Raw genomic sequence first — 21,166 nt, 5'->3', positions numbered from 1 at the left:
ACCAACCCTCTCCCAGTAGGAGATGGTGCATTGATTCTTTGGTGGCTCACCTTAGTAATTATTGGCTTTTTCGAAGCAGCAAAAGATGGGGCGGTACAGGGCGATAAACCGCTGGCACATCAATCGCCGGCGTGTTGCGCTTTACCGCTGTCTTCCTTGATTTCCGCAATCAAATCGCCGAGATTTTCGCGCTGCCGAAGTACGAAGTTTCTACTTTCCGCAGCAGTTCTACTACTTAACGAGATGATCTCCTTGCGATATTTATGCGCGAGATACCCGGCGAATATCCCACCGGAAAACAATGCAAAGGGATGCCGAATTTAGAGAGCGGGTAATGCGTCTACTAGCGTGCGTCAGGCCGGAAATGACGATACCCATTACCACGCCCTTTACCAGAATCTCACCATTGGTAGCCGGCGGCATCCGCAGGGCCTTGCTTTTGGGCTTGGCGATTTTTTAATTTTTTCGGCGACGGTGTATTTGGCTATTTTCGATTGCGTCATGTAAGTCAACCGCCATTATTCGGTGGCTCGGATTTACTTACTAACTGCTGTTTATCGGTTGAACTCCCGTTCAAGGCACTTTGCAGCAAGCCGTCATAGCCATAAATATCCAGATAGAACCGCGGTTTATTGTCCCGATCGACAAACGCCGTGGTATAAAAAAACAATACCGGTATCGATCTTTTCAGGCTCACTCGTTGGGTTTTAGGTCCGGCCATAGCTTGCTGTATTGTTTGCAGGTTCCATTCGGCTTGGTCGCCAAGCACGAACTCCGCCAGCTTTTCCGCGTCCGCAACTCGAACGCAGCCGTGACTGAGATCCCGGCGATCCCGGTTAAACGCCGATTTGCCCGGCGTATCGTGTAAATAGACATCGGCCTTGTTCGGAAAAATAAACTTCACCCGCCCTAACGGATTGTTACTGCCGGGCCGCTGTCTGGCACGCATCCTGCCGCTTTTGAGTTCGTCAACGATACTATTCTGATTTTCTTCATCTTCGCCGGCGGAGCGTTCGACCAGCTCGATATCCTGATCGTCCAGAAACCCCTCATTGTCCATGAGTTTCGGCAGCATTTCCTTATCCAGGATACTTTTCGGAATATTCCAGTACGGCATGAACTCCAGATATTTCATCTCTTCCCATAGTACCGGAGTCTGATTCTGCTCGGCTTTGCCGACAATCACTTTCATCGTCAACGGCTCCAGATCTTCTCGGGATTTGAATGCCCACAACTGAAACGCCGGGATATTCACAAAAATCCTTGGCCCTTCCGGCAGCTCCGGCATCCAGCGTAAACGTTCCATGGCTAATTCGATCATGGCAATTTTGTCGGCCGGCGATTGATTTATTAAGGCCAGGGTTTGTTTCCCGATCACGCCATCGGCTTTCAAACCTTGCTGCTGCTGTACGCGTTTTACCGCTTCCGCGGCCGCCGAATCGTAAACTGTTTCCGCAGGGCTAACACCTGTAATTTCCGTAGCCGTCAATTCGCCTAAATCGAGCAAATGTCGGCGTAATTCCGGCAATTGCGGGTCTTGCTCGCCGGGATGCAGCGATTTCGTCAACACCAATTTCGGCCACTGCATCGTGGTATTTTGCTGACGATACCCGGCCAATAAGGATTTTAACTGCCGATATTGTTTGATTTTCGGCGCCAACGCTTCCGGCAAATCGGCAAGGTTTTGTTGCTTAAGATATTGGTCGAGCAAAATCGCGATATCGCCAGCCGACTTAGCGGCAAACTGGGCGGGATAATCAAAATTACGCGGATCGACTCTACCGTTATATAGATCCCGCGCAAAATGCACTAACGCAATTGACAAGGCCACGTCGTAAGACGCCAATTCCGCCGTCGCGCTTTGCGGCAGCGTAACCGCGTGTTGCAAATAGCCGCGTAAACGTTCGGCATCGTAATTTAACGGATTCAGGCCATCTGCAGTTGCGTTGTTCAATACGGCCAACGCATCTTCCCGGTTTTTCGCCGACCGCTCAACACCCAGCCAGATCAATTGATTGGCATTCATCCGATATAACTGCTTCACGACTTCGCTGTGCGCGGAAAAATCGGCTTGCCCTAGCAAGGGATGCTGTTTGCTTGCCAGCAGCGATTCTATCGCCTGCCTGATGCCGGGTTCCGGACTTTGCGTATTCGCGGGTTGCGAGAAAAAATACAGCAATGCCAACAATGCCAGCATACGTGAGGCGTTGAGCGGTTTATTTGTATTTTGCGTCGGTGCGGCGTACTGCTTCATTATGCTTACGGTTTTATCTGCGGGTTATATTCGGCATATCGGCAAAATATGCATTTAAGCTCTGACTGTACCCGACGACGAGGCCGCGCACCCTGCTGTACTGCCAACAATCGGCACATACGGCAAGTAGGAAGTAAGCAAATATTCTCGCATACAAATAACCGAAGCCAAATCCGTCGCGCCATTTTATAACCCTCCCGGATACGGGCATCGCGACGACCCTGTTATCCGCTTAACCGTTTGCATGTCTAAGTAGAGGCAGTCATTTTTATCGAACTGTCCGGTTCCACTCCAATACATCAGGATTAACCGGCTGCGGCAATCGAGTTACGGACACTGGCAACGTACCGGTTAACAATTTGCCGATATAGACATGGCAGCTTCGCGTTAAAATAAGCCATCTGTTGCCGATGCTACACACAAGACTTAAGGTTTTGTCTTCTTAATGTATCCAAACCCGACATCTCATTCCACGCCCAATGCCGAGCAACTCAACAGCGATTGCCGCTGCACGTCGCTGAATCGCAAAGCGCTACGCGCCGAACTGGCCAAACTCGACGACAACGACGCCTTGTATCGGATGATTACCGAAGAACGCCCTCATCTGTTCGCCGAGTCCGCAGTGTTTATCGATCGGGATTGCCTGGACCGGCAATTGCATATCATCTCCGCGCTGGAACGCGTGATTTCGCTGCCCGCTTATCAACAACATGTGCTGACGCATGCACCCGACGCCGCGCAATTTTTTACCGAAGCGCAAGGCGTATTCCTGGGTTACGACTTTCATCTCAGCGCTGCGGGACCGAAACTGATAGAGATCAATTCCAACGCCGGCGGCGCGCTGATCAACGCCGTGCTGATTCGCGCGCAAAACCGTTGTTGCGAAATCGTTGAGCATAGGCAACCCGGCAAACTTGATTTACCCCGGCAGAGCAGCCACCCGGCGGAAAATTTATTCATGGACATGTTTTACCGGGAATGGCAGGCCGAACGCGACTTAAAGCCCTTGCGCAGCATCGCCATCGTCGACCACGACCCGTTGAATCAATACTTGTGGCCGGAGTTTCTGCTGTTTAAGCATCTGTTTGCACAACATCAAATCCAAACCGTCATCTGCGATCCGGCCGAGCTTAGCCATCGCGACGGCGCGCTGTGGCACGGCGATCTAAAAATCGATCTGGTCTACAATCGTTTAACCGACTTTGGCTTGGAAGCCGAAAGCTGTTTAGCATTACGCGAGGCTTACTTGACCAACGCCGTGGTACTGACCCCGCATCCGCGCAATCACGCATTGTATGCCGACAAGCGAAATCTGGCCTGGCTGGGAAACGACGCGTTTCTGCAAACGATAGGCGTCGACGAGAATACCCGTTCGGTATTGCAAGCAGGCATTGCGCACACGGTGTTAGTCGAGCCGAAAAATGCCGAATGGTTTTGGTCTAACCGCAAGCAACTGTTTTTCAAGCCCGCCAAGGGTTATGGCAGCAAAGCGGCCTATCGCGGAGACAAACTGACCCGGCGAGTATTCGAGGATATCCTGCAACACGATTATGTCGCGCAAACCCTGGTCAAACCTAGCGAAAGACATCTGGACGCCGGCGAATTGAAACTGGATCTGCGCCATTATGTCTATCGAGGCCAAACCCAGTTGATCTGCGCCCGCCTCTACCAAGGCCAGACCACCAACTTCCGCACGCCGGGCGGCGGTTTTGCCCAAGTGCTTGTGGTTTCGTAAATTAATAGTCAGTCTTGCCCCAACAGAGTGGCATTGGCGGCATTGACTATGGCATCGACAGTCAAGTCGGCTATATTGGCTCGAATTGCAAAAATCGAATGCGTCATAAAGTTCACGCTGAACGGGTTTGAACCGCTGAACGATAGTAACACCATATCGAAAAACGCCGGATAATCGTAGAATCGGCGAATTTATTGATCCACGGGAGTTGATATGGAACCCAGCAAGGCACTAATAGGCATTGGCGCTGCGATCCTGGTCATCGGTTTGATTTTGCACTACGCGCCCTGGCTAATCAATTGGTTCGGCAAGCTGCCGGGCGATATCCGGATTGAAAACAAAAACAGCTCGGTATTTATCCCAATCACCTCGATGATCGTGGTCAGTGTGCTGCTCACCCTACTGGCGAATTTGTTGTTCCGAAGATAAGATTGCCCGGCAAGGTATCAAGCATGGCTAAACTGATAATTTACAACCACGGCATGGACAGCATCCCTTGGGGCAAAAAAGCGCTGGCATTGGCGGAAATTGCCGAAAATCGGGGTTTTGAGTTTAGAAGCCCGGATTATCAAGCCAGCAACGATCCGGAGTGGCGGGTACAACAGCTATTGGCGCAAAATATAAGCGGATACGATAAAATTATCTTGGCGGGTTCCAGCATGGGGGCGTATGTGGCGACAGTCGCTGCGGAGATCATCAACCCGAACGGGCTGTTTTTGATTGCTCCCGCCTTTTATTTACCAGGATACTCTCGCACGGAGTTTAATCCGCAGACCGCCCGTATCGAGGTATTTCACGGCTGGCAGGACGACGCGGTCCCGCCGGAGAACGTCTGGCGCTTCTGCGCCGAACATCGAGCCCGCCTGCATCTGCTGGACGCCGACCACCGCTTGTTAAGCATATTACCGATCATGGCCGCGGCGTTCGACCGGTTTCTAGGCGAATGCCTAAGTTAATACCCGAGGATATTTTTCAATGAGCGATTACAAGAAATATCACTGCATGGAATGCGAACACATTTACGACGAAGCCGAGGGCGATCCGGACAGCGGCATCGCACCTGGCACCCGCTGGGCGGACATCCCCGACGATTGGGACTGTCCCATCTGCGGCGCGCCGAAAAGCTTTTTCAAGCTACTGGAATATTAACAATGTACAAGCTACGGCATCCTCAGTACATGCCGTTACCCAATAACGCACCAGCCGCCGCACCGATACCGGCGGCTATCGGGTCGCCGCCGCCAAACTGATAACCTATCGCGCTACCCACCATACCGCCCAACAAACCTTGCGGCGAACGTTGATCGTAACTGTTGTAACGCGGCGCGGGCGGCGGCGCATAGTAGCGGGGAGCCGGCACATATTCGACTACCGGCGCGGGTTGGTAATAAATCACCTCCTCCCGATACATCGGCCGGTCGTAGCCCTCGTAGTGATGATGGTGACCGTGATGCCCGCCCCAATGGCCGTGATGGTCCGCCAAGGCAGCCGACGAAAACAGTAATCCCAAAGCGATTAATTTAGATCTTTTCAACATCGCAAACCTCCTGTTAGAAAATTATTTGCTTGGGGTAAATTGTGTTGCAGGCAACTTAATCTTCGCTTAAAGACCATCGGCTATGGATTCCGAATCGATTTTTCTTAACGGTTCTTTGGCTCCACCCGCTTCAACAAACCAAATAAATCGCTATTTGTCGACAACACGATAGTGGCTTCGCCGTCTATCACTTTTCGGTAGGTTTCCATACTCTTCAAAAACTTGTAAAACTCCGCGGACTCGGCTTTCTGTCCGTAAGCCTTGGCATAAATCTCGGTGGCCTTGGCATCGGCCTCGCCTTGAATCTCCTGAACGCGTTTATAGGCTGTGGACTCGATTTCGTTGATATCGCGCTCCTTGTTGCCGTTAATCCGCGCCGCTTCGCCTTCGCCTTCCGAACGAAAGCGCTGGGCAATCTGCAAGCGCTCGCTGATCATCCGTTGATGAATTCGCTCCAATACCTGATGGTTGTAATTAATACGTTTGAAACGCACATCCAGCAGTTCGATACCAAACTCAGCCAATTTCGGCGCCGCCGCATCGAATACGTCTTTTTCAATCGCGGCCCGACCCACCCGTATCGGCCGCAACACGCCTATCGTCCCTTCGCCGGTCAGCGGCCCCAGGCTCTCGTCCTGCAAAGGTTTACGATCCTTATCCGAACGCACCACCTCGATTAACTCGTGGCGGGCGATCGCGGTACGGGTTTCGCTGCCCAAAATGTCTTCCAACCTGGATTGCGCACTACGCTCGTCGCGCAAGCGCAAGTAATACTGCATAGGCTGAGTGATCCGCCAGCGCGCGAAAGTATCGACCTGCACATAAGTTTTGTCCTTCGTGGACATCTCCACCATCGGTCCGTCCCACGCCAGGTAACGTTTGTCGAAGCTGTTGACCTGCTGGGTAAACGGGATTTTGAAATGTAGGCCGGGGCTGGTAACCGGCTCGCCGACCGGTTTACCGAATTGGGTGATGATGACTTGCTCCGCCTGATTAACCGTATAAGTCGATTGCATCAGCAGAAATGCCGATAAGGCAATTAATGCCCAAACTCTTAACGGGGAACTCATGGCGTCACCCCCGCTGTTTGACCGGGAAACGGCAACATCGGCAATATCTGCTGCACGGTATCGTCGACGATAATCTGCTGCCGGGCTTGCGGCAACACATCACCCATGGTTTCCAGGTAAATTCGGGTGCGGGTCACGTCCGGTGCTTTCAAATATTGCTCCAGAACCTGATTGAAGGCTGTCACATCGCCCTCGGCTTCGTTAATCCGCTTAAACCGGTAACCTTCGGCGGCGCGAATTTTCTGATCCGCTTCGCCGCGCGCCCGCGGCACGGCTTTGTTATATTCGCCATTGGCCAGGTTAATTGCATTTTCCCGATCCTGCTGCGCCCGATTCACTTCGTTGAAAGAAGGCTGCACCGGTTCGGGCGGGTTGACATTCTTCAACTGTACTTGGTTGATCGACACCCCTAGCTGATAGCGGTCGGCCAACATACGGGCACGCGCCAAAACGGTTTCCTCGATCTCCTGCCGGCCTATGGTAATAATCTCGTCGACGGTACGATCGCCGACCACTTCGCGCATGACCGCCTCGGAAATATCCCTTAAAGTCAGGCCTGGGTCGCGCACGTCAAACAAATACTTCTCGGGATCGGTAATCCGGTACTGCACGATCCATTCGACCAACGCCGAATTCAAATCGCCGGTCACCATCGATTTTTCCAAAGCCGGTTCGTCGCCGATTTGATCGGGATTGGTAAAACCCGGCGAAGCAAAACCGAACTCCAGCTTTTGCTGACGCTGAGTCGCAACGGTAATGACATTGTCGATGCCGAACGGCAACTTAGCGTGTAGACCGGACGGCACTTTTTCGATGTATTCGCCAAAACGCAGCACAATACCCTCGGACTCGGCCGGAATGGTATAAAACGACATCGTCGCACCAACCAGTACAGTAACAACCGTCAATATCGCCAATGGCGAAATCGGCAACGATTCGGGCAGGCTTTTGAAAATAGGATGAACGTCATTCACGAGCTAGCTCCTGTTAAATCGGCTAGAAATAGGGAAAAGCAAATCCCTAGACAACCCGGCATTCGGCGGTCAAGCATGAACGCAGTCGGGCATTTCGTCAATTTGGCGTGGTCTGACTCGTTTAAATGAGGGCGATCTCCGCGATCCGACTAAACCCTCTGTCTAGAAAACCTTCTCGGCATTCATGCTGCTCTGCCGTAAAAACGCTTCAAATTGGTCGCTGGGCATCGGTTTGCCGAATAGATAACCTTGTAGCTCCTGGCAGCCCTGTTCGCGCAAAAACTCCCGCTGTTCTATGGTTTCCACGCCCTCGGCGATGGTGCGCAAACCCAGGCTGCCGGCCAAGCTGATCACCGCGCTGACGATGGCCTTGTCTTCCGAATCGGTGCTGATGTCGCGGACGAAGGATTGATCGATTTTTAATTTGTATACTTTAAATTTTTTCAGGTAACTCAAGGACGAATAACCGGTACCAAAGTCGTCGATAGACATGCGCACACCGCGATGATGCAAATTATCCATCACCGCAATGGCGGCTTCGGGGTTTTGCATCGCCACCCCTTCGGTCAATTCCAGCTCCAAATACTCGGGCGGCAAACCTTCTGCGTCAAGTATGCGAGATACCAACTCCGGTAACGCCGGATGACTAAATTGGGCGGCCGACAGATTAACCGCCATGATGAAAGGCCCCAAGCCCTGCTCCAAGCAGTGTTTCGCCTGCCGCACGGCGGTTTGTAACACCCACTCCCCTATCGGCAGAATCAGCCCGCTATCCTCGGCGACAGGGATGAATTCGGCCGGCGAAACCATGCCAAATTCGGGATGCCGCCAACGCAACAAGGCCTCCGCACCGATGACTTGCCCGCTATGCATATCCGCTTGCGGCTGATAATAGACATGAAATTGCTGGCGATCCAAGGCATGCCTTAGCGCATTGACCAATTGCAGGTTGCGTTGGGCACGGGCGTGCATTTCCGGCGTAAAAAAGCGGTACCCGTGCCGGCCTTCGGTTTTAACTCGGTACATCGCCGCATCGGCGCTTTTGGAAAGGCTCTCCAAATCCCGGCCATCGTTAGGATACAGTGCAATGCCGATCGACGCACTCATCGTCAAATCGAATTGCTCGATCCGGCAAGGCAGGGCAATGGCATACAGCAATTTTTGCGCAACGTTTGCAGCCCCGTCGGCACCCGCTCCCGGCAGCAGGAAAATGAATTCGTCCCCGCCCAAGCGGGTCACGGTATCTTCGTCCCGCAACACCGCGCGCAAGCGATTGGCCAACTCCACCAGCAACGCGTCCCCGACGCTATGGCCCAGCGTATCGTTAATATCTTTAAAATGATCGAGGTCGAGAAACATCAGCGCCAAATGGCCGCTGCTGCGCTTTGCCAAACTCAGCGCATATTTCAAGTGTTCGTCCAGCTGACTGCGATTCGGTAAACCGGTCAGCGGATCGTAATTCGCCAAATAGTAAATATGTTCTTCGGCCTGTTTGCGTTCGATAGCCAAGGCGACAAAGTGCGCCACCATCTCCAGTAGGCGCAGTTCATGGCTATCGGGCACCGCGGGCTGGCGCTGATAGATGGCAAAACTACCCAGGACTTTCTTGCCGGAGGAAAGGATGGGTTCAGACCAGCACGCCCCCAAACCAGCCTGTTCCGCCAGCGGCAGATAAGGCTGCCAGAAAGGGTGTTCGGCGATATTCTCGACTATGGTCCGCTTCCCGGTGAATGCCGTATTGCCGCAGGACCCGAGTCCGGCGCCTATGGTGGCGCCGTCGATCGCTTGATTATAGAAATCCGGAAGACTGGGGGCAGCACCTATGCGTAAGCGCTGACCGTCATCCACAAGCAAAATCGAACAAAGACTACCCGGTAGCATCGTCTCAAGTTCAGTGACCACGTCCTGCAGAATATTCGGCAACGGTACGTCGCCGTTAAGACGTTCAAGCATAAAAATACGCAAGCTTTCCATTTGCCGGGCTTGTAAACGCTCCGCCTCGCGCTCAAAGCCGTTTAAAGCATGATCGATGTCCATGACCATTTCCATCAGCAGTTTACGCGCGGCGTCGTCAAAAGCATTTTCGGTGTCCGCATACAGCATAAAAGCGCCAATAGTCTTGCCTTTCAAATGTAAGGGCAAGGCCGCGGATGCATTCCAATCGTATTTGGCGCCCCGCTCGTGCCACGCGCTTGTCGCGGAATCGTGCTGAAAATCCTGACACCAGAACGGCCTGTCTTCACGTACGGCCGTACCGGTAGGTCCGCAGCCGGATGGCAAGTCTTCATCTATCGTTATTTCAATTCCATCCAGATATTCGGTACCGTTTCCGTAAGACGCCACCGGTTTAATCAGTTTGCTGCTTTCATCCACTATACCGATCCAAGCCATCGTCATTCCACCGAATATCACCGCGTCGCGGCAGATTTGCGGAAACAGCTCAGCTTCGCTGGTACACCTGACAATAGCCTGATTACACTGACTTAAAGCGGCGTACAACTGGGTCAGGCGTAGATTTTTCGCCTCGACATCTCGGCGTTCGGCGTCGACATTCGCCAATTTGAACCGGGTCTCCGATAGCCAGGCCATCACGCTATTTTCCAAGCCCTTAGCAACCGGAATATTTTCCGAAAAATCGCCGCGCCCCAGACGAACGATCTGAGCATGCAATTCATCGACCGAGGCCCCCAATATGACATGCAAAGTCCGATAGACCCGCCACAGCATCAAGACCAGCATCATGCCGAAAACTACGAATACGCCGCGCAATACCACAGCAACAAACTCCTTGGCCTGCACTTCCTTGAGCGTACGGCCCTCCATCATCTGGTAGGCCTCGCTGATCGGCCGCATGATCATGGCTTTCGCCTGATGATAGGCTTTATCCTGTAGTAATAAGCTGGCCTCATGACGCTTGGCTACGGACGAATCGCCTTCGGTAAGCGCCATTGCCGCGTATTCGATCTTGGTTAGGGCATCGGAATGGGCTTTCGCTTCCGCCATCCTCGCTAATTCCGCCTCGGTAAACCCGGCATGCCGCATCAAATCCAGTAAGGCAACGGCTTGACCGCTGGAATACTGGGGCGCCTGACCGTCGGCTATCATCAAATCCCAATACGCATATTGATAATCAAGCGGCCTCGGTAATCTGCCGTCGCGAATATCCAGAATCTCTTGGAAGTAACGCTTGTAGATAGGATCGCCGGTCGCCACGTAAGCGCGCACCATATGTGAAAGATCGTCCGACGACTGACGTAATTCGTCCATCAGCAGATGGGATTGCAAGCGTATTTCATTGACGCGGTCGATCTGCTTTTCCGAACGGACGTATATCGCAAATGTAATGGCGAAAACCACAAACACGGCCAAGGTCAGCCACAGGCTGCGAGAAAACCGGGAAAAGTAAAGGGGCCGCATCTTTGTGCTCATGCCGTTTTTAGGCGTCGAAATTGATTTTACTTATGCAAACTTGTATATGCGTCATCACGGGAACCATGAGTTCCACTGAAATTATTCTACACCCATAAGCACCCAGCCACTGAGAATTCCGCTAGGCTTGTCGGCTTAAATCCGCCCTGATTCGATTAGGAATTTCCGCGAGAAACGCCATTGCGGCACCCGACTTTTACGGAATAATCGGATTGAAACGCAATATGGTGATCACGCTGTTAAATTCAGCCGCCATTGCAACATCCTGCCTTACGGAGCTATTTTATGTATAAATCCAATGCCAGCCTTGGCCGATTGATTCTGACTTGTTTAATTTGTTTGCCGCTTCTCGCAACAGCGCAAGCCGACACGTTGCAGACCGGTCAGCAAGCACCGCTGTTTCAATTACCGGCACAAGACGGTACTAAAATAAGTTTAGCCGACCGCCAAGGTAAAGGCTGGACCGTGTTGTATTTTTATCCCAAAGCCGGGACACCGGGATGCACGACGCAAGCCTGCGCGTTTCGCGATGCCATTCAAGCAATACGCCGGCAAAATGCCGAGGTTTACGGCATTAGCACCGATGAATTGCAGGATTTGGCCGAGTTTCACCGGCAACACCAATTAACGTTTCAGCTGTTATCGGACGCGGATGCCACAGTTACGGAAGCGTACGGCGTGAAGATGCCGATACTGAATCTAGCCAAACGCCGGACTTTCATTTTAGATCCTAGCCTGACAATACGTAGGATAGACGACGATGTCGACCCTGCGCTGGATGCGCAACGCGTCGCCCGGATGCTTGAACAGTTACAGCTAGCCCCATAACCAATTCAGCCTTTGCAGTCGGCGAATTGTAGAGACGCAAAATTTGGCGTCTCTACAAGACATTTACTAAAAATCGGGCGGTTAGTGAATTCGGACCAAGTAACCCTCGGTTTTTTCGCAACCGGGTTTGCTATGAGCAGTAATGCTTAAACGCGCAAAACCGTGTTCGATAGGACGATCCAACTTGCCTTTAATTTCCAAGCGGCCGCTGGGTTGTTGAGCAATTTGTAACTCTTTAGGAGTGAAATGATATTTGGTTTCGCCGGCGTTAACATTGATCACCACCGACGTGAGCGTGGTATTGGACGATGCCACCAAGGAAAATTCGGTGAAGGATTGTAGATACTTATTTGTCGCGGGCTGAAACTCGGAAAAAACCGGTTTGTCACAGTGATGCGAACTCTGACTGCTGCCGTAAGCATATGCGGCATTGCCGCTCACGCTTAACAACAAGGCGACAGTGACTCGAATTAGGTTACTCATTAATTTCTCCGTGGACGGGATTTAGGGTTTTATTCGGAGTAGCTTACCAACAAATCATAACTTTGCTGGCCGTCATCGTTAATCAAGCAAGATTTCGTACTCAGTACCACACTCCCAGCCCCCGGCTTTAGCTCAATGAACTAGCAGTAATAGAAAGTATTTCCTGATACAAAACAATATGCTAAGCACTTTTCACCAAACTTTAGCACCTCAGAATATCTCTACGGAAAATTCTGAGGTGCGCAATCGCAACCGGGACGACCATTTTCGCTGCTCCCGCAAAACACTACCGATGCTTTGGTTTACCAGATCGACATTTGAAAATCGAGGCTACGTTCCGCCAACCAGACCAGAGCAACTCCGGCGATGGACACTGACCCCATTTTCAACACCAAGGCCGGATAGTAGCGATAACGGCTCAGATACGCGATCAGGGGCAAGGCGGCGCCGACAATCACTAACTGTCCGGCTTCCACTCCCAGGTTAAAGCCCAAAAGCGACAACACGCGTTGCGCTTCCGGCAAGCCCATATCCAGCAACACGCTGGCGATGCCCATGCCATGGATTAAGCCGAAACCAAAGGCGAACCAGGTGCGTCGCGTTGTAAATACAGAATAAATATTGTTGAAAGCGGCCAGCGCGACCGACGCGGCGATAGCCGACTCCACCCAGCGGGACGGTAGTGAGAGAAAGTGCAATACCGTCAGACTCAAGGTTAATGAATGCGCCAACGTGAAGGCCGTAACCACACCCAACACATCGTAAAATACCGGCTTAAAGCCGGCTTTAGGCAGCCAAGCCCCTTTTTCCCAAATCAAAGCCGCCGGCAGTAACAGGCTCAACAGAAACAGAATGTGGTCGAAACCGATCCAGATATGCCAAATGCCTTCGTCGCCAAAATGAGCCAGCACCCGCCACAAGGATGGATCGGCGTCCAACACAAACTCGGTGAGTTGGCGGTCGGGATTAAAGATCGCGGTATCGGTTTGACCTTCGTGAACCACGCTTATCAGCCCGCGATGCTGCGGATCGAGATCGAAAAACAAGCGGTAGCCTAGCGACAAAGGCCCGGAAGTTGACGAACAAGTCGCCTGAAAATTTAATACCGCGTAATGGCCGTCGCTGTGTTCGTCCACCAGTAAGTTTGAAGGTTGTAGCGAACAGGCTTGCTTACCCATATCAAGCTGCAATCGACTTAATGCATAGGTATAGATCACATCTCGGCTTTCACGCAACTCCGCCCAGGTGATATTGCCGTCGTCGTTTGCATCCAAGCCCAAAGCATAATCCAGGTCGCGCAAGGCAATATCCCATTGCCCGGCGATTTGCCGCCCGTCAACCTGCACCGTCAAATAACTATCGCTGGGCTTATGGGCTAAGGCACTAAAGCTTGCCGCCAGCAGCCAGATTGTTAATATCAGCCTTATCATGCTCTGCCTCCGTCTAGCTGCTGCAGCAATACTTGCAGCCGCGCATCCTGAAGCCTGGATTGCGCTAAAAACGTCAGCATCGGCTGAAGCTGCTGTCTTGTGTTGTCGCTGGCTACCGCCGCTTCCAGCAGAATGCGGGCGTCGCGTGGCTCTCGCTGTACGGCCCAATTGGCTTGCGCCAGCGCCAATGCGGGTTCGGGCCGGTTTAACACATACAGTAAAAAGCGCGCCTCATCGCCTTGATGACTGGTATCGCCGCGCATCCGACTGGCGTCAAAGCGGGCGGTCAGCGCGTCGATATGTGCATTGACCTTTGGCAAGTGCAAGGCCTGTTCAGCCAAGGTCAAACGTAGTAACAAACCGTCGGCGCGTGTATCGTCACCGAGCAATGCCACCACCTCCGAGTAACGCTTTTGTTCCAGTAAAAAGTCGGCATAGGTAGCCAACAGATAACCGTTACGGCGCTGTAATTGCAGAGCTTGCTGGTAATATTGTTCAGCCGCATCGGCATTTCCCATACGCTCCGCCATTTCCGCCAGCGTCGTCAACGCCCATTGTTTATCTTGCGGCTCGGCATGTTCCGCAGCCGGCACAAGTTGCGCCAGTTGACGATAAGCGGCATTGAGCTGCCCGGAAACACTTAGCGTCGAATTAACACAAACTTGGCCGATCAGCGGCTCGGCCAATTTCAATAAAGGTAAACAACTGTTGAGGGCATCCGCGTACCTGCCCTGTACTTCCAGAATCGCCGCCCGCGTCAACCAGGCTTGCGCCAAGCGTGGTTGACGCACCAAGGCCCGATTCAAATACTCCAGGGCTTGCGGAAACTCATGGCGATTTTGAAACAAGGTGGCCCGCAAAGTTAGAACCTCGGCACTCGGCTGCGCGACTGCGAGCCAAGGCGCCAAGGCCGCTTCCGCGTAGCCGTAATAGCGTGGGTCCGATTCGGCGCGGCCCAATTCGATATAACGCCGTACCAGCGCCAATGCCGGTTCCAAATTATTTGGTTGGGCCGCGACTTGTTTGCGCAAGTACCGAATTTCCAACCAACTCTCGCCTCTGGCCGGCAAGGTCTCAACTATTTCGTCGTCGGCCTTGGGTAAATACGGTTGTGCTCCCACATTACTGAATACAGCCGCGGACAAAATTAAACTTAAACTAAGCCAATACTTCATTAACGCCTCCTTCGGCACGCTTATCGATTCGGGGGCGAACGCAGCCGCCCCCTGCCCTCGTTAAAACGCTGCTTAGTTATTCGGGCAGCTACCCACAGCCAAGGAAACGGCGTCGAAACAACCGGACTCGCCCGGATCGACATGGCGGCTTTGCCGACCGCTATTGGCAAAGGCCACATAAGGAAACACTTCCTGATAGGTTCTGTCGTTAGCGTTGACGCCGTCGGCGATGCGGTTATTCGGAAAGCTGTTGAAGGCCGGATTTAACACCCCGGCCACCGCTTGTAAGGAAATATCGGTGACATCGTCGGATACCCGCCGCCCATTCGGGAAGCCGGCGGTATCGCCCGCCAGAAATGCCATACGTTTCCGCGCACTTAAAGGCGTCGGGCCTATGCCGGTGTTTAAGCGCAACAGATCCGCCACCGGCCCGCGCTGGGCCGGAGAACAGCCGGGACAAATCGGTGCGGCATAAAACACCAAGGGTCCCAAGTCGAAACTGGGATTGGCCGGATTCACACGCGGCGGTGTCGGAATCGGCACTACCCCGCCATATGCGGCATTGACGGCTCTAGCCAACAGAGGATCCAGCACATAGCCGGCGAAATTGGCATCATCCTTGGGTTCGCTCATGCTGAATTTGTCTTTATCGCCGGTACCGATCAACACTTCATTGACCAATGGGTTACCCATACGCTGGATCTGCACATAGGCATTGGCAAGTTTGGGCTTGCCGCCGGGTTTATCGGCATAAGCCTTGGTGCGCGGCCGCGAGGTGGTAGCGTAGGTGCCGATGACTGCCAAGGCTTCGCCGGCGCTATGTTGCTTGCCGTCTTGGGTAAGCAAGGCAATCGGCAGTTCGATGGCAATGGAATTGACGTTGAAACCGGCGACGTCGTCGGATGCGAAGTTTTTGGCTTCGGCGATATTTTGGTCTTCGGAAAACACCGCCGGCACACCCACGCCGGACGCGCCGGTCCGGTAATTGATGGTATCGAAAGTCGAGCTTAAGTCTATATAAAACGGGTCGTCGACTGTGCCGGCGAATACGCTAATCCCACCGCCCAAGTCGTAAATGCCTTGACTGGCCAGATTCGGATAATTGGGCATCGTGCGCGGCCCGACGTTGGAGGGAACCGCATAAAGTTTTTGTTGATTGGTCAAATCGATAACTTGCCGGCTGGCGCCCTTCCCTTTGATCAGCGTGACCGTATAACTCTGCCGCAAGCCCAAGCCTTCGGAGCCAGGGCCATCCAGCGCGGTAATGGCAGGCGGTACGATCAAGCTGCCTGGAGCAACCGGGCTCGGCGAATTGGCCGGCGCGACAATACCGTTATCGGCGCCAACAAATGCGCTAAAAACGCCGGGCAAACGATTTTCGGTTTTAAACCTGAACTGCAAGGTAATGTCTTCGTCGGCATCGAAATTGTTATCCACTTTCATTTCATACAGAATTTCCGGATCGAAAGGAAAATAATTCGGACCGTTGCTGGGCTCCAGCAAGGGATCGACATTCAGGATCATCGTCACCTTGCTGGGATCGTTGTAACTGACAAAGGCATACCAATCGGTAATGTCGGCCTTGTTATCGAGTGCCGTCAACGGCGCTTCGCGGTGGTTGGCGGCCTGAACCGGTTGCATCACAGCCAGCGCAATGCATAGCGCCAGCGGCCAGCGTGTGTGGTTAATTGGAGTTTTCATAATTTTGATTCCTATAATAAAGATAAGTGCGCATTGCCGGCGACAGCACAGTTAATACGCGCAAAATAGACAAATGGGCGTCAGGCGGGTGCCCGTGTCGATGCCGGCTTACCGTGGCTACCGTTAGCGCCCGAGAAGCGACCGCCCAATAAAAACAGACCGGACAAGCCAAGCAGCATCCAAGTTGGCGGCTCCGGCACGCTAGCCACGCTGGCGCTATCGACATTCAGAAAATGTACGTCCCATGCATTGGTACGGTTGGGTTCGACCGGGTTATTGTTGCTGTCCAGTAACGAACCTTCGCAGAAGCGGCCGTTGGAGCATCCAAAAGCGGCGGTGAACACCGGATCGGCATCGCGCAGAAAACCGTCGGCCAAAAGGCTGCTAAGCGAAAAGTTATCGTATTGCGTCAAGGTGGCGATGTAATTACCCGCCGCCAAATTCAGGGCGATATAACTGTCGAATTCGCCGTAGTTGTAATTGACGCCATTCGACACCAGAGCACCGCCTAAGCTGCCGTCATCCTGCTCCAAAATTTGATTTCCGCCGGCATCCCAGAGCGTTAAAATCGGATCGAAGCCGCCGCCCAGCCAGGACGAGGTGAACAAGGTCACCGCTCCGGGCAAACCGAGGCTGAAATCAAAACGCACGACATCATTATCTTGCGCAAAGCTGCCGTTAAAATCGAACGAGGCGGCCATCGTCGGTACGGGCAGCGCCGAAACGCCCGCCAATGCCGCTATAGCTAATATTTTTTTCATGTTTAATTCCTCCTAATGATATGAAAATTGGCAAGCGGCCTGGAGTTTCGCAATCAAAGCGGCCGAAGCACTCACCGGCGCTTGCAATCACAGATACGCGGCAAATCTCAATTTGGATGCATGGTCGACAAGAAATATCGGTAAAGGGATAGGCGAGATGCGTATTGACCCCGATCAAGAGAACCTGACAATGCCGATAACGCGGCGGATCGGAGCGCATGCGCCAATTGCTCGGTACTACGGTCTGCTTTATAGTGCGAAGCTCCAACGCCCCCAGCCAAGGCCTGTCGCCATGCACCATACCAATCGCCCGAGCCTACGGTTCGGCGCCAAACAGAATGCGCGTTCCGTCGCAGCGATTGCCTGCACGCCAAAAGAAGCTGCATCCGAATCAGCGTTTCTGGCGTATATCCCATAATGGAACAGGGCGGCGCGATGACAGAACAGGATAAGGATCATGACGAAGCAAGCGAGCTGAATGCGGACGCCGACAAACCGTTTCGGCCAGCGCTGGACGAGGCGCTGCTTCAGGAATGGATAGCCGCCGTCGTCGATCAGGACCAATCGGCCTTAAGCCTGCTCTACGATGCATTAGTTGCGCAGGTTTACGGCTTGGCGTTACGAATTACGCGGCAAACGCAATTGGCTGAGGAAGTGGCTCAAGATACGTTTTGGCAGGTCTGGCGCCAGGCGCCCAGGTTCGATGCCGAACGCGGCAGCGCCAAAGCCTGGGTGATGACGATCGCCCGCAGCCGGGCATTGGATGCGCTGCGTAGCTTGGAACCGGAGGAATGCGAGTTGGAACCGGAGACTTTGGCCTTGATCCAAGCTGAAGACAGCGCCATGCCGCCCAACCTGTTGATGGCGGTCGAGCAAAGCCATGGTTTGCACGCCGCGCTGGCAACGCTGGATGCGACGCCAAGGCAGCTGTTGTCCTTGGCATTTTTTCGCGGATTGAGCCACGACGAAATCGCCGAGTGCTGCGGCATGCCGTTGGGCACCGTGAAATCGCATATCCGCCGCGCACTATTAACATTGCAAGGTATATTGGCGGCAAACGCCGCCGAGCCGTATTAACCTTTTGAATAACCGAACCATGGATAACGCCAACGACCCCGAACAAGACCAACTCAACCGGCTGCTGCTGGACAGTTTGTCGCCTATCGAATTAGGCGCCGGCCGACATGACGCCCTAAAGCAAAGTCTACTGGCGCGCACGGCGCAAAGCGTCGCCAAGCAGGCCGGCATGTTGACGGTACGTGCCAAGGAGGGCATCTGGCAAACCCTGAAGGCCGGCGTTCGCATCAAACATCTCTGGAACGGCGGCCGGCAAGGTAACTCGGTGCTAATAGAATTCGCGCCAGGCGCCAGTCTGATGCCGCATCGGCATAACTGTCTGGAAGAAGGCATTGTGTTGCGCGGCGATTTGCAAATGGGCGACTTGCTGCTCGGCCCGCTGGATTACCACGCCTCGCCCGCCGGCAGCCGTCACGGCGGCATTAGTTCACAGCACGGCGCGCTGGCCTATCTGCGCGGCACCTCGTTGGGCGACACTCATGGGGTTTTGCTGGAAATGCTGGGCGGTTTGCTGCCGTTTGCTCAGGACCGGTCTTTGACGGTGTACGCCGAGAATAAAAACGCTTGGCAGGAAATCATGCCCGGCGTCTGGAAAAAACCGCTATGGCAGGACGGCGCCCGAGAGTCGTGTTTCTTTCGGCTGGAAGCGAACACCCGGTGTCCGGAACATCATCACCCGATAGAAGAGGAATGCATGATGCTGGACGGCGACCTATTTATCGACGACGTATTGCTGCGCGCCGGCGACTACCAATTGGCACCTGTAGGCGGCATGCACCGCGACTTGTATACCGATGTCGGCGCCACGCTGTTTGTGCGCGGCGCGAGGGAGTATTAAAACGGCCTAGACGGCACCTCGAAAATTCCCTCGCCCTCAGGGAGATGGCTAGGGTGAGGGATAAATTACTGACTTTATTACCTCATCCCAACCCATTCCTTTTGCACTGTGGATACAAAGGGAGTAAAAGATTTCATTAATTTTTAGAGGCCTTTGAACTTAACAAAGACGGCTTCAACCGCTCCAGGCCCGGCTTAAAACACTTTAGCTAATGTCCTGGCTGTTCAAATAATCCTCATAATTACCACTGAAATCGACGATGCCGTTCGGCGTCAGTTCGATAATGCGGGTCGCCAATGAGGACACAAACTCGCGGTCGTGACTGACGAAAATCAGTGTGCCGGGATAATTTTCCAAGGCGGCGTTAAGCGATTCGATCGACTCCATATCCAAATGGTTGGTCGGTTCGTCCAGCACCATGACATTGTTTTTTTGCAGAATCAATTTGCCGAACAGCATCCGCCCCTGTTCGCCACCGGAAATCACTTTCACGGATTTGTTTATTTCGTCATTGGAAAACAATAGGCGGCCCAGCGTGCCGCGTATGGTTTGGTCGTCGTCCGATTCCTTGCGCCATTGGCCCATCCATTCGATCAGCGGCATGTCTTCGGCAAAATCCTCGGCGTGATCCTGGGCAAAATAACCGACGTCTGCGTTCTCCGCCCATTTCACTTCGCCGCTGTCCGGCGTCAAATCGCCGACCAGGGTTTTCAATAAGGTAGATTTACCGATGCCGTTCGGACCAATCACAGCCACCCGCTCGCCGACCGCGATCATCATGTTCAAATTCTTGAATAATGGCTCCGCACCGTAGCCTTTTGCCAAATCTTTGGCTTCCACCGCCAAACGGTACAGCTTTTTAGTTTGATCGAAACGGATAAACGGATTGACCCGGCTGGACGGCTTGACTTCGTCGAGCTTGATTTTTTCCAATTGCCGCGCCCGCGAAGTCGCTTGCTTGGCCTTGGAAGCGTTCGCCGAAAAGCGCGCCACGAAGGTTTGCAGCTCGGCAATCTGCGCCTTTTTCTTGGCATTGCCGGCCAGCAATTGCTCGCGCACCTGCGTCACGGCGGTCATGTAATCGTCGTAATTGCCCGGATAAACCCGCAATTCGCCGTAGTCCAGATCGGCCATGTGGGTGCAGACGCTATTCAGGAAATGCCGGTCATGCGAGATGATGACCATCGTCGAATTACGCTCGTTCAGCACGTTTTCCAGCCAGCGGATGGTGTTGATGTCCAGGTTGTTGGTCGGTTCGTCCAGCAGCATGATGTCGGGATTGGAGAACAAGGCTTGCGCCAGCAATACCCGCAATTTCCAGCCCGGCGCCACCGCGCTCATCGGACCGTTGTGTTGTTCCAGCGGGATGTCCAAACCCAACAATAATTCGCCGGCCCTGGCTTCAGCGGTATAGCCACCGAATTCGGCGAATACCGTTTCCAGATCGGCGGCGCGCATGTAGTCGTCCTCGCTGGCTTCCATGTTGGCATAGATCGCATCGCGTTCCGACATGGCTGCCCACATCTCCGCATGGCCCATCATCACCACATCCAGTACCCGTTGGTCTTCATAGGCAAACTGATTCTGGCGCAAAATACCCAAACGCTCGTTGGCATCGACGCTGACGTTGCCCGATGTCGGCTCCAGATCGCCGCTTAGGATTTTCATGAAGGTCGACTTGCCGCAGCCGTTGGCGCCGATCAGGCCGTAACGATTGCCGTTGCCGAACTTGACGGAAACGTTTTCAAACAGGGGCTTGGCCCCGAATTGCATGGTGATATTGGCGGTAGAAATCAAGAGAGTGTCCGAGGATTAAGAGTAAAAAGAGCGTTGGCGCCGCTTGGGGCGTGTGACGAAATAAATGGGTTGACGCG

Annotated in this window: 20 protein-coding genes; 8 read left to right on the top strand and 12 right to left on the bottom strand. The window is 53.4% G+C overall.

The annotated features are described in order from the left end of the window. Positions 1–334 precede the first annotated feature (334 nt). The gene (locus ACH50O_RS04025; protein WP_446810755.1) at positions 335–460 is read left to right on the top strand and encodes a hypothetical protein; all 126 of its coding nucleotides are present in this window, start codon (positions 335–337) and stop codon (positions 458–460) included. Between the two features lie 48 nt (positions 461–508). On the opposite strand, the gene ACH50O_RS04020 is transcribed toward ACH50O_RS04025, so the two are convergent. Continuing rightward, the gene (locus ACH50O_RS04020) at positions 509–2,254 is read right to left on the bottom strand and encodes a L,D-transpeptidase family protein (RefSeq protein ID WP_446810754.1); all 1,746 of its coding nucleotides are present in this window, start codon (positions 2,252–2,254) and stop codon (positions 509–511) included. 445 nt (positions 2,255–2,699) lie between these two features. On the opposite strand from ACH50O_RS04020, the gene ACH50O_RS04015 reads away from it, so the two are divergent. Beyond that, on the top strand, positions 2,700–3,989 hold the full coding sequence (locus tag ACH50O_RS04015; protein WP_446810753.1) for a hypothetical protein: 1,290 nt from the start codon (positions 2,700–2,702) through the stop codon (positions 3,987–3,989). Positions 3,990–3,997: 8 nt separating this feature from the next. Here ACH50O_RS04015 and ACH50O_RS04010 read toward each other — a convergent pair whose 3' ends face one another. After that, positions 3,998–4,144 carry a hypothetical protein gene (locus ACH50O_RS04010; protein ID WP_446810752.1) on the bottom strand — a complete coding sequence of 49 codons (147 nt, stop codon included), beginning with the start codon at positions 4,142–4,144 and terminating at the stop codon, positions 3,998–4,000. Between the two features lie 58 nt (positions 4,145–4,202). Between ACH50O_RS04010 and ACH50O_RS04005 the strand changes: the two genes are divergently transcribed. Genes ACH50O_RS04005 through ACH50O_RS03995 form a run of 3 tightly spaced genes read left to right on the top strand, consistent with a single transcriptional unit; the run spans position 4,203 to position 5,138 of the window. Then, entirely contained in the window at positions 4,203–4,418 is a 216-nt protein-coding gene (locus ACH50O_RS04005) for a DUF2905 domain-containing protein (protein WP_446810751.1), read from the top strand. A 23-nt stretch (positions 4,419–4,441) separates the two neighbouring features. After that, entirely contained in the window at positions 4,442–4,945 is a 504-nt protein-coding gene (locus ACH50O_RS04000; protein ID WP_446810750.1) for a YqiA/YcfP family alpha/beta fold hydrolase, read from the top strand. A 19-nt stretch (positions 4,946–4,964) separates the two neighbouring features. Further along, complete coding sequence (locus tag ACH50O_RS03995) at positions 4,965–5,138, top strand: rubredoxin (RefSeq protein WP_446810749.1); 174 nt, start codon at positions 4,965–4,967, stop codon at positions 5,136–5,138. Positions 5,139–5,160: 22 nt separating this feature from the next. Here ACH50O_RS03995 and ACH50O_RS03990 read toward each other — a convergent pair whose 3' ends face one another. The 4 genes from ACH50O_RS03990 to ACH50O_RS03975 form a co-directional block, all read right to left on the bottom strand. Next, a complete protein-coding gene (locus ACH50O_RS03990) occupies positions 5,161–5,526 on the bottom strand; it encodes a hypothetical protein (RefSeq protein ID WP_446810748.1) in 366 nt (121 codons plus the stop codon). 104 nt (positions 5,527–5,630) lie between these two features. Then, a complete protein-coding gene (hflC, locus tag ACH50O_RS03985; RefSeq protein WP_446810747.1) occupies positions 5,631–6,596 on the bottom strand; it encodes a protease modulator HflC in 966 nt (321 codons plus the stop codon). After that, on the bottom strand, positions 6,593–7,570 hold the full coding sequence (gene hflK / locus ACH50O_RS03980) for an FtsH protease activity modulator HflK (RefSeq protein WP_446810746.1): 978 nt from the start codon (positions 7,568–7,570) through the stop codon (positions 6,593–6,595). Before hflK ends, hflC begins: the two co-directional genes overlap by 4 nt. Before the next feature lie 162 nt (positions 7,571–7,732). Then, a complete protein-coding gene (locus tag ACH50O_RS03975) occupies positions 7,733–10,999 on the bottom strand; it encodes a bifunctional diguanylate cyclase/phosphodiesterase (protein ID WP_446810745.1) in 3,267 nt (1,088 codons plus the stop codon). 285 nt (positions 11,000–11,284) lie between these two features. Between ACH50O_RS03975 and ACH50O_RS03970 the strand changes: the two genes are divergently transcribed. Beyond that, complete coding sequence (locus ACH50O_RS03970) at positions 11,285–11,827, top strand: peroxiredoxin (RefSeq protein WP_446810744.1); 543 nt, start codon at positions 11,285–11,287, stop codon at positions 11,825–11,827. Between the two features lie 81 nt (positions 11,828–11,908). Here the strand turns inward: ACH50O_RS03970 and ACH50O_RS03965 are convergent, their stop codons facing one another. The 5 genes from ACH50O_RS03965 to ACH50O_RS03945 form a co-directional block, all read right to left on the bottom strand. Beyond that, complete coding sequence (locus ACH50O_RS03965) at positions 11,909–12,310, bottom strand: hypothetical protein (RefSeq protein ID WP_446810743.1); 402 nt, start codon at positions 12,308–12,310, stop codon at positions 11,909–11,911. Positions 12,311–12,612: 302 nt separating this feature from the next. Beyond that, positions 12,613–13,740 (bottom strand): HupE/UreJ family protein, encoded by a 1,128-nt coding sequence (locus tag ACH50O_RS03960; protein WP_446810742.1) that lies wholly within the window; start codon positions 13,738–13,740, stop codon positions 12,613–12,615. After that, positions 13,737–14,915: a tetratricopeptide repeat protein gene (locus ACH50O_RS03955; protein ID WP_446810741.1), complete on the bottom strand. Its 1,179-nt coding sequence runs from the start codon at positions 14,913–14,915 to the stop codon at positions 13,737–13,739. Before ACH50O_RS03955 ends, ACH50O_RS03960 begins: the two co-directional genes overlap by 4 nt. A gap of 72 nt (positions 14,916–14,987) precedes the next feature. Then, positions 14,988–16,616 carry a DUF4331 domain-containing protein gene (locus ACH50O_RS03950; protein ID WP_446810740.1) on the bottom strand — a complete coding sequence of 543 codons (1,629 nt, stop codon included), beginning with the start codon at positions 16,614–16,616 and terminating at the stop codon, positions 14,988–14,990. An 80-nt stretch (positions 16,617–16,696) separates the two neighbouring features. Then, entirely contained in the window at positions 16,697–17,377 is a 681-nt protein-coding gene (locus ACH50O_RS03945) for a DVUA0089 family protein (RefSeq protein WP_446810739.1), read from the bottom strand. 435 nt (positions 17,378–17,812) lie between these two features. On the opposite strand from ACH50O_RS03945, the gene ACH50O_RS03940 reads away from it, so the two are divergent. Continuing rightward, positions 17,813–18,454 (top strand): RNA polymerase sigma factor, encoded by a 642-nt coding sequence (locus ACH50O_RS03940; RefSeq protein WP_446810738.1) that lies wholly within the window; start codon positions 17,813–17,815, stop codon positions 18,452–18,454. A 19-nt stretch (positions 18,455–18,473) separates the two neighbouring features. Then, positions 18,474–19,292: a cupin domain-containing protein gene (locus ACH50O_RS03935; RefSeq protein ID WP_446810737.1), complete on the top strand. Its 819-nt coding sequence runs from the start codon at positions 18,474–18,476 to the stop codon at positions 19,290–19,292. Positions 19,293–19,496: 204 nt separating this feature from the next. Here the strand turns inward: ACH50O_RS03935 and ACH50O_RS03930 are convergent, their stop codons facing one another. Continuing rightward, the gene (locus ACH50O_RS03930) at positions 19,497–21,089 is read right to left on the bottom strand and encodes an ABC-F family ATPase (RefSeq protein WP_446810736.1); all 1,593 of its coding nucleotides are present in this window, start codon (positions 21,087–21,089) and stop codon (positions 19,497–19,499) included. Positions 21,090–21,166: the final 77 nt, after the last annotated feature.

This window comes from Methylomonas sp. 2BW1-5-20 (genome assembly GCF_052474515.1).
The sequence above is the reverse complement of the archived record's forward strand: the minus strand, read 5'-3'. Positions and strand labels throughout refer to the sequence as shown.

Excerpts from the sequence above, each read along its gene's own strand:
- ACH50O_RS04025 (WP_446810755.1), top strand. The coding sequence starts at position 335 with ATGCGTCTACTAGCGTGCGTCAGGCCGGAAATGACGATACCCATTACC.
- ACH50O_RS04020 (WP_446810754.1), bottom strand. The coding sequence starts at position 2,254 with ATGAAGCAGTACGCCGCACCGACGCAAAATACAAATAAACCGCTCAAC.
- ACH50O_RS04015 (WP_446810753.1), top strand. The coding sequence starts at position 2,700 with ATGTATCCAAACCCGACATCTCATTCCACGCCCAATGCCGAGCAACTC.
- ACH50O_RS04010 (WP_446810752.1), bottom strand. The coding sequence starts at position 4,144 with ATGGTGTTACTATCGTTCAGCGGTTCAAACCCGTTCAGCGTGAACTTT.
- ACH50O_RS04005 (WP_446810751.1), top strand. The coding sequence starts at position 4,203 with ATGGAACCCAGCAAGGCACTAATAGGCATTGGCGCTGCGATCCTGGTC.
- ACH50O_RS04000 (WP_446810750.1), top strand. The coding sequence starts at position 4,442 with ATGGCTAAACTGATAATTTACAACCACGGCATGGACAGCATCCCTTGG.
- ACH50O_RS03995 (WP_446810749.1), top strand. The coding sequence starts at position 4,965 with ATGAGCGATTACAAGAAATATCACTGCATGGAATGCGAACACATTTAC.
- ACH50O_RS03990 (WP_446810748.1), bottom strand. The coding sequence starts at position 5,526 with ATGTTGAAAAGATCTAAATTAATCGCTTTGGGATTACTGTTTTCGTCG.
- hflC (WP_446810747.1), bottom strand. The coding sequence starts at position 6,596 with ATGAGTTCCCCGTTAAGAGTTTGGGCATTAATTGCCTTATCGGCATTT.
- ACH50O_RS03975 (WP_446810745.1), bottom strand. The coding sequence starts at position 10,999 with ATGAGCACAAAGATGCGGCCCCTTTACTTTTCCCGGTTTTCTCGCAGC.
- ACH50O_RS03970 (WP_446810744.1), top strand. The coding sequence starts at position 11,285 with ATGTATAAATCCAATGCCAGCCTTGGCCGATTGATTCTGACTTGTTTA.
- ACH50O_RS03965 (WP_446810743.1), bottom strand. The coding sequence starts at position 12,310 with ATGAGTAACCTAATTCGAGTCACTGTCGCCTTGTTGTTAAGCGTGAGC.
- ACH50O_RS03960 (WP_446810742.1), bottom strand. The coding sequence starts at position 13,740 with ATGATAAGGCTGATATTAACAATCTGGCTGCTGGCGGCAAGCTTTAGT.
- ACH50O_RS03955 (WP_446810741.1), bottom strand. The coding sequence starts at position 14,915 with ATGAAGTATTGGCTTAGTTTAAGTTTAATTTTGTCCGCGGCTGTATTC.
- ACH50O_RS03950 (WP_446810740.1), bottom strand. The coding sequence starts at position 16,616 with ATGAAAACTCCAATTAACCACACACGCTGGCCGCTGGCGCTATGCATT.
- ACH50O_RS03945 (WP_446810739.1), bottom strand. The coding sequence starts at position 17,377 with ATGAAAAAAATATTAGCTATAGCGGCATTGGCGGGCGTTTCGGCGCTG.
- ACH50O_RS03940 (WP_446810738.1), top strand. The coding sequence starts at position 17,813 with ATGACAGAACAGGATAAGGATCATGACGAAGCAAGCGAGCTGAATGCG.
- ACH50O_RS03935 (WP_446810737.1), top strand. The coding sequence starts at position 18,474 with ATGGATAACGCCAACGACCCCGAACAAGACCAACTCAACCGGCTGCTG.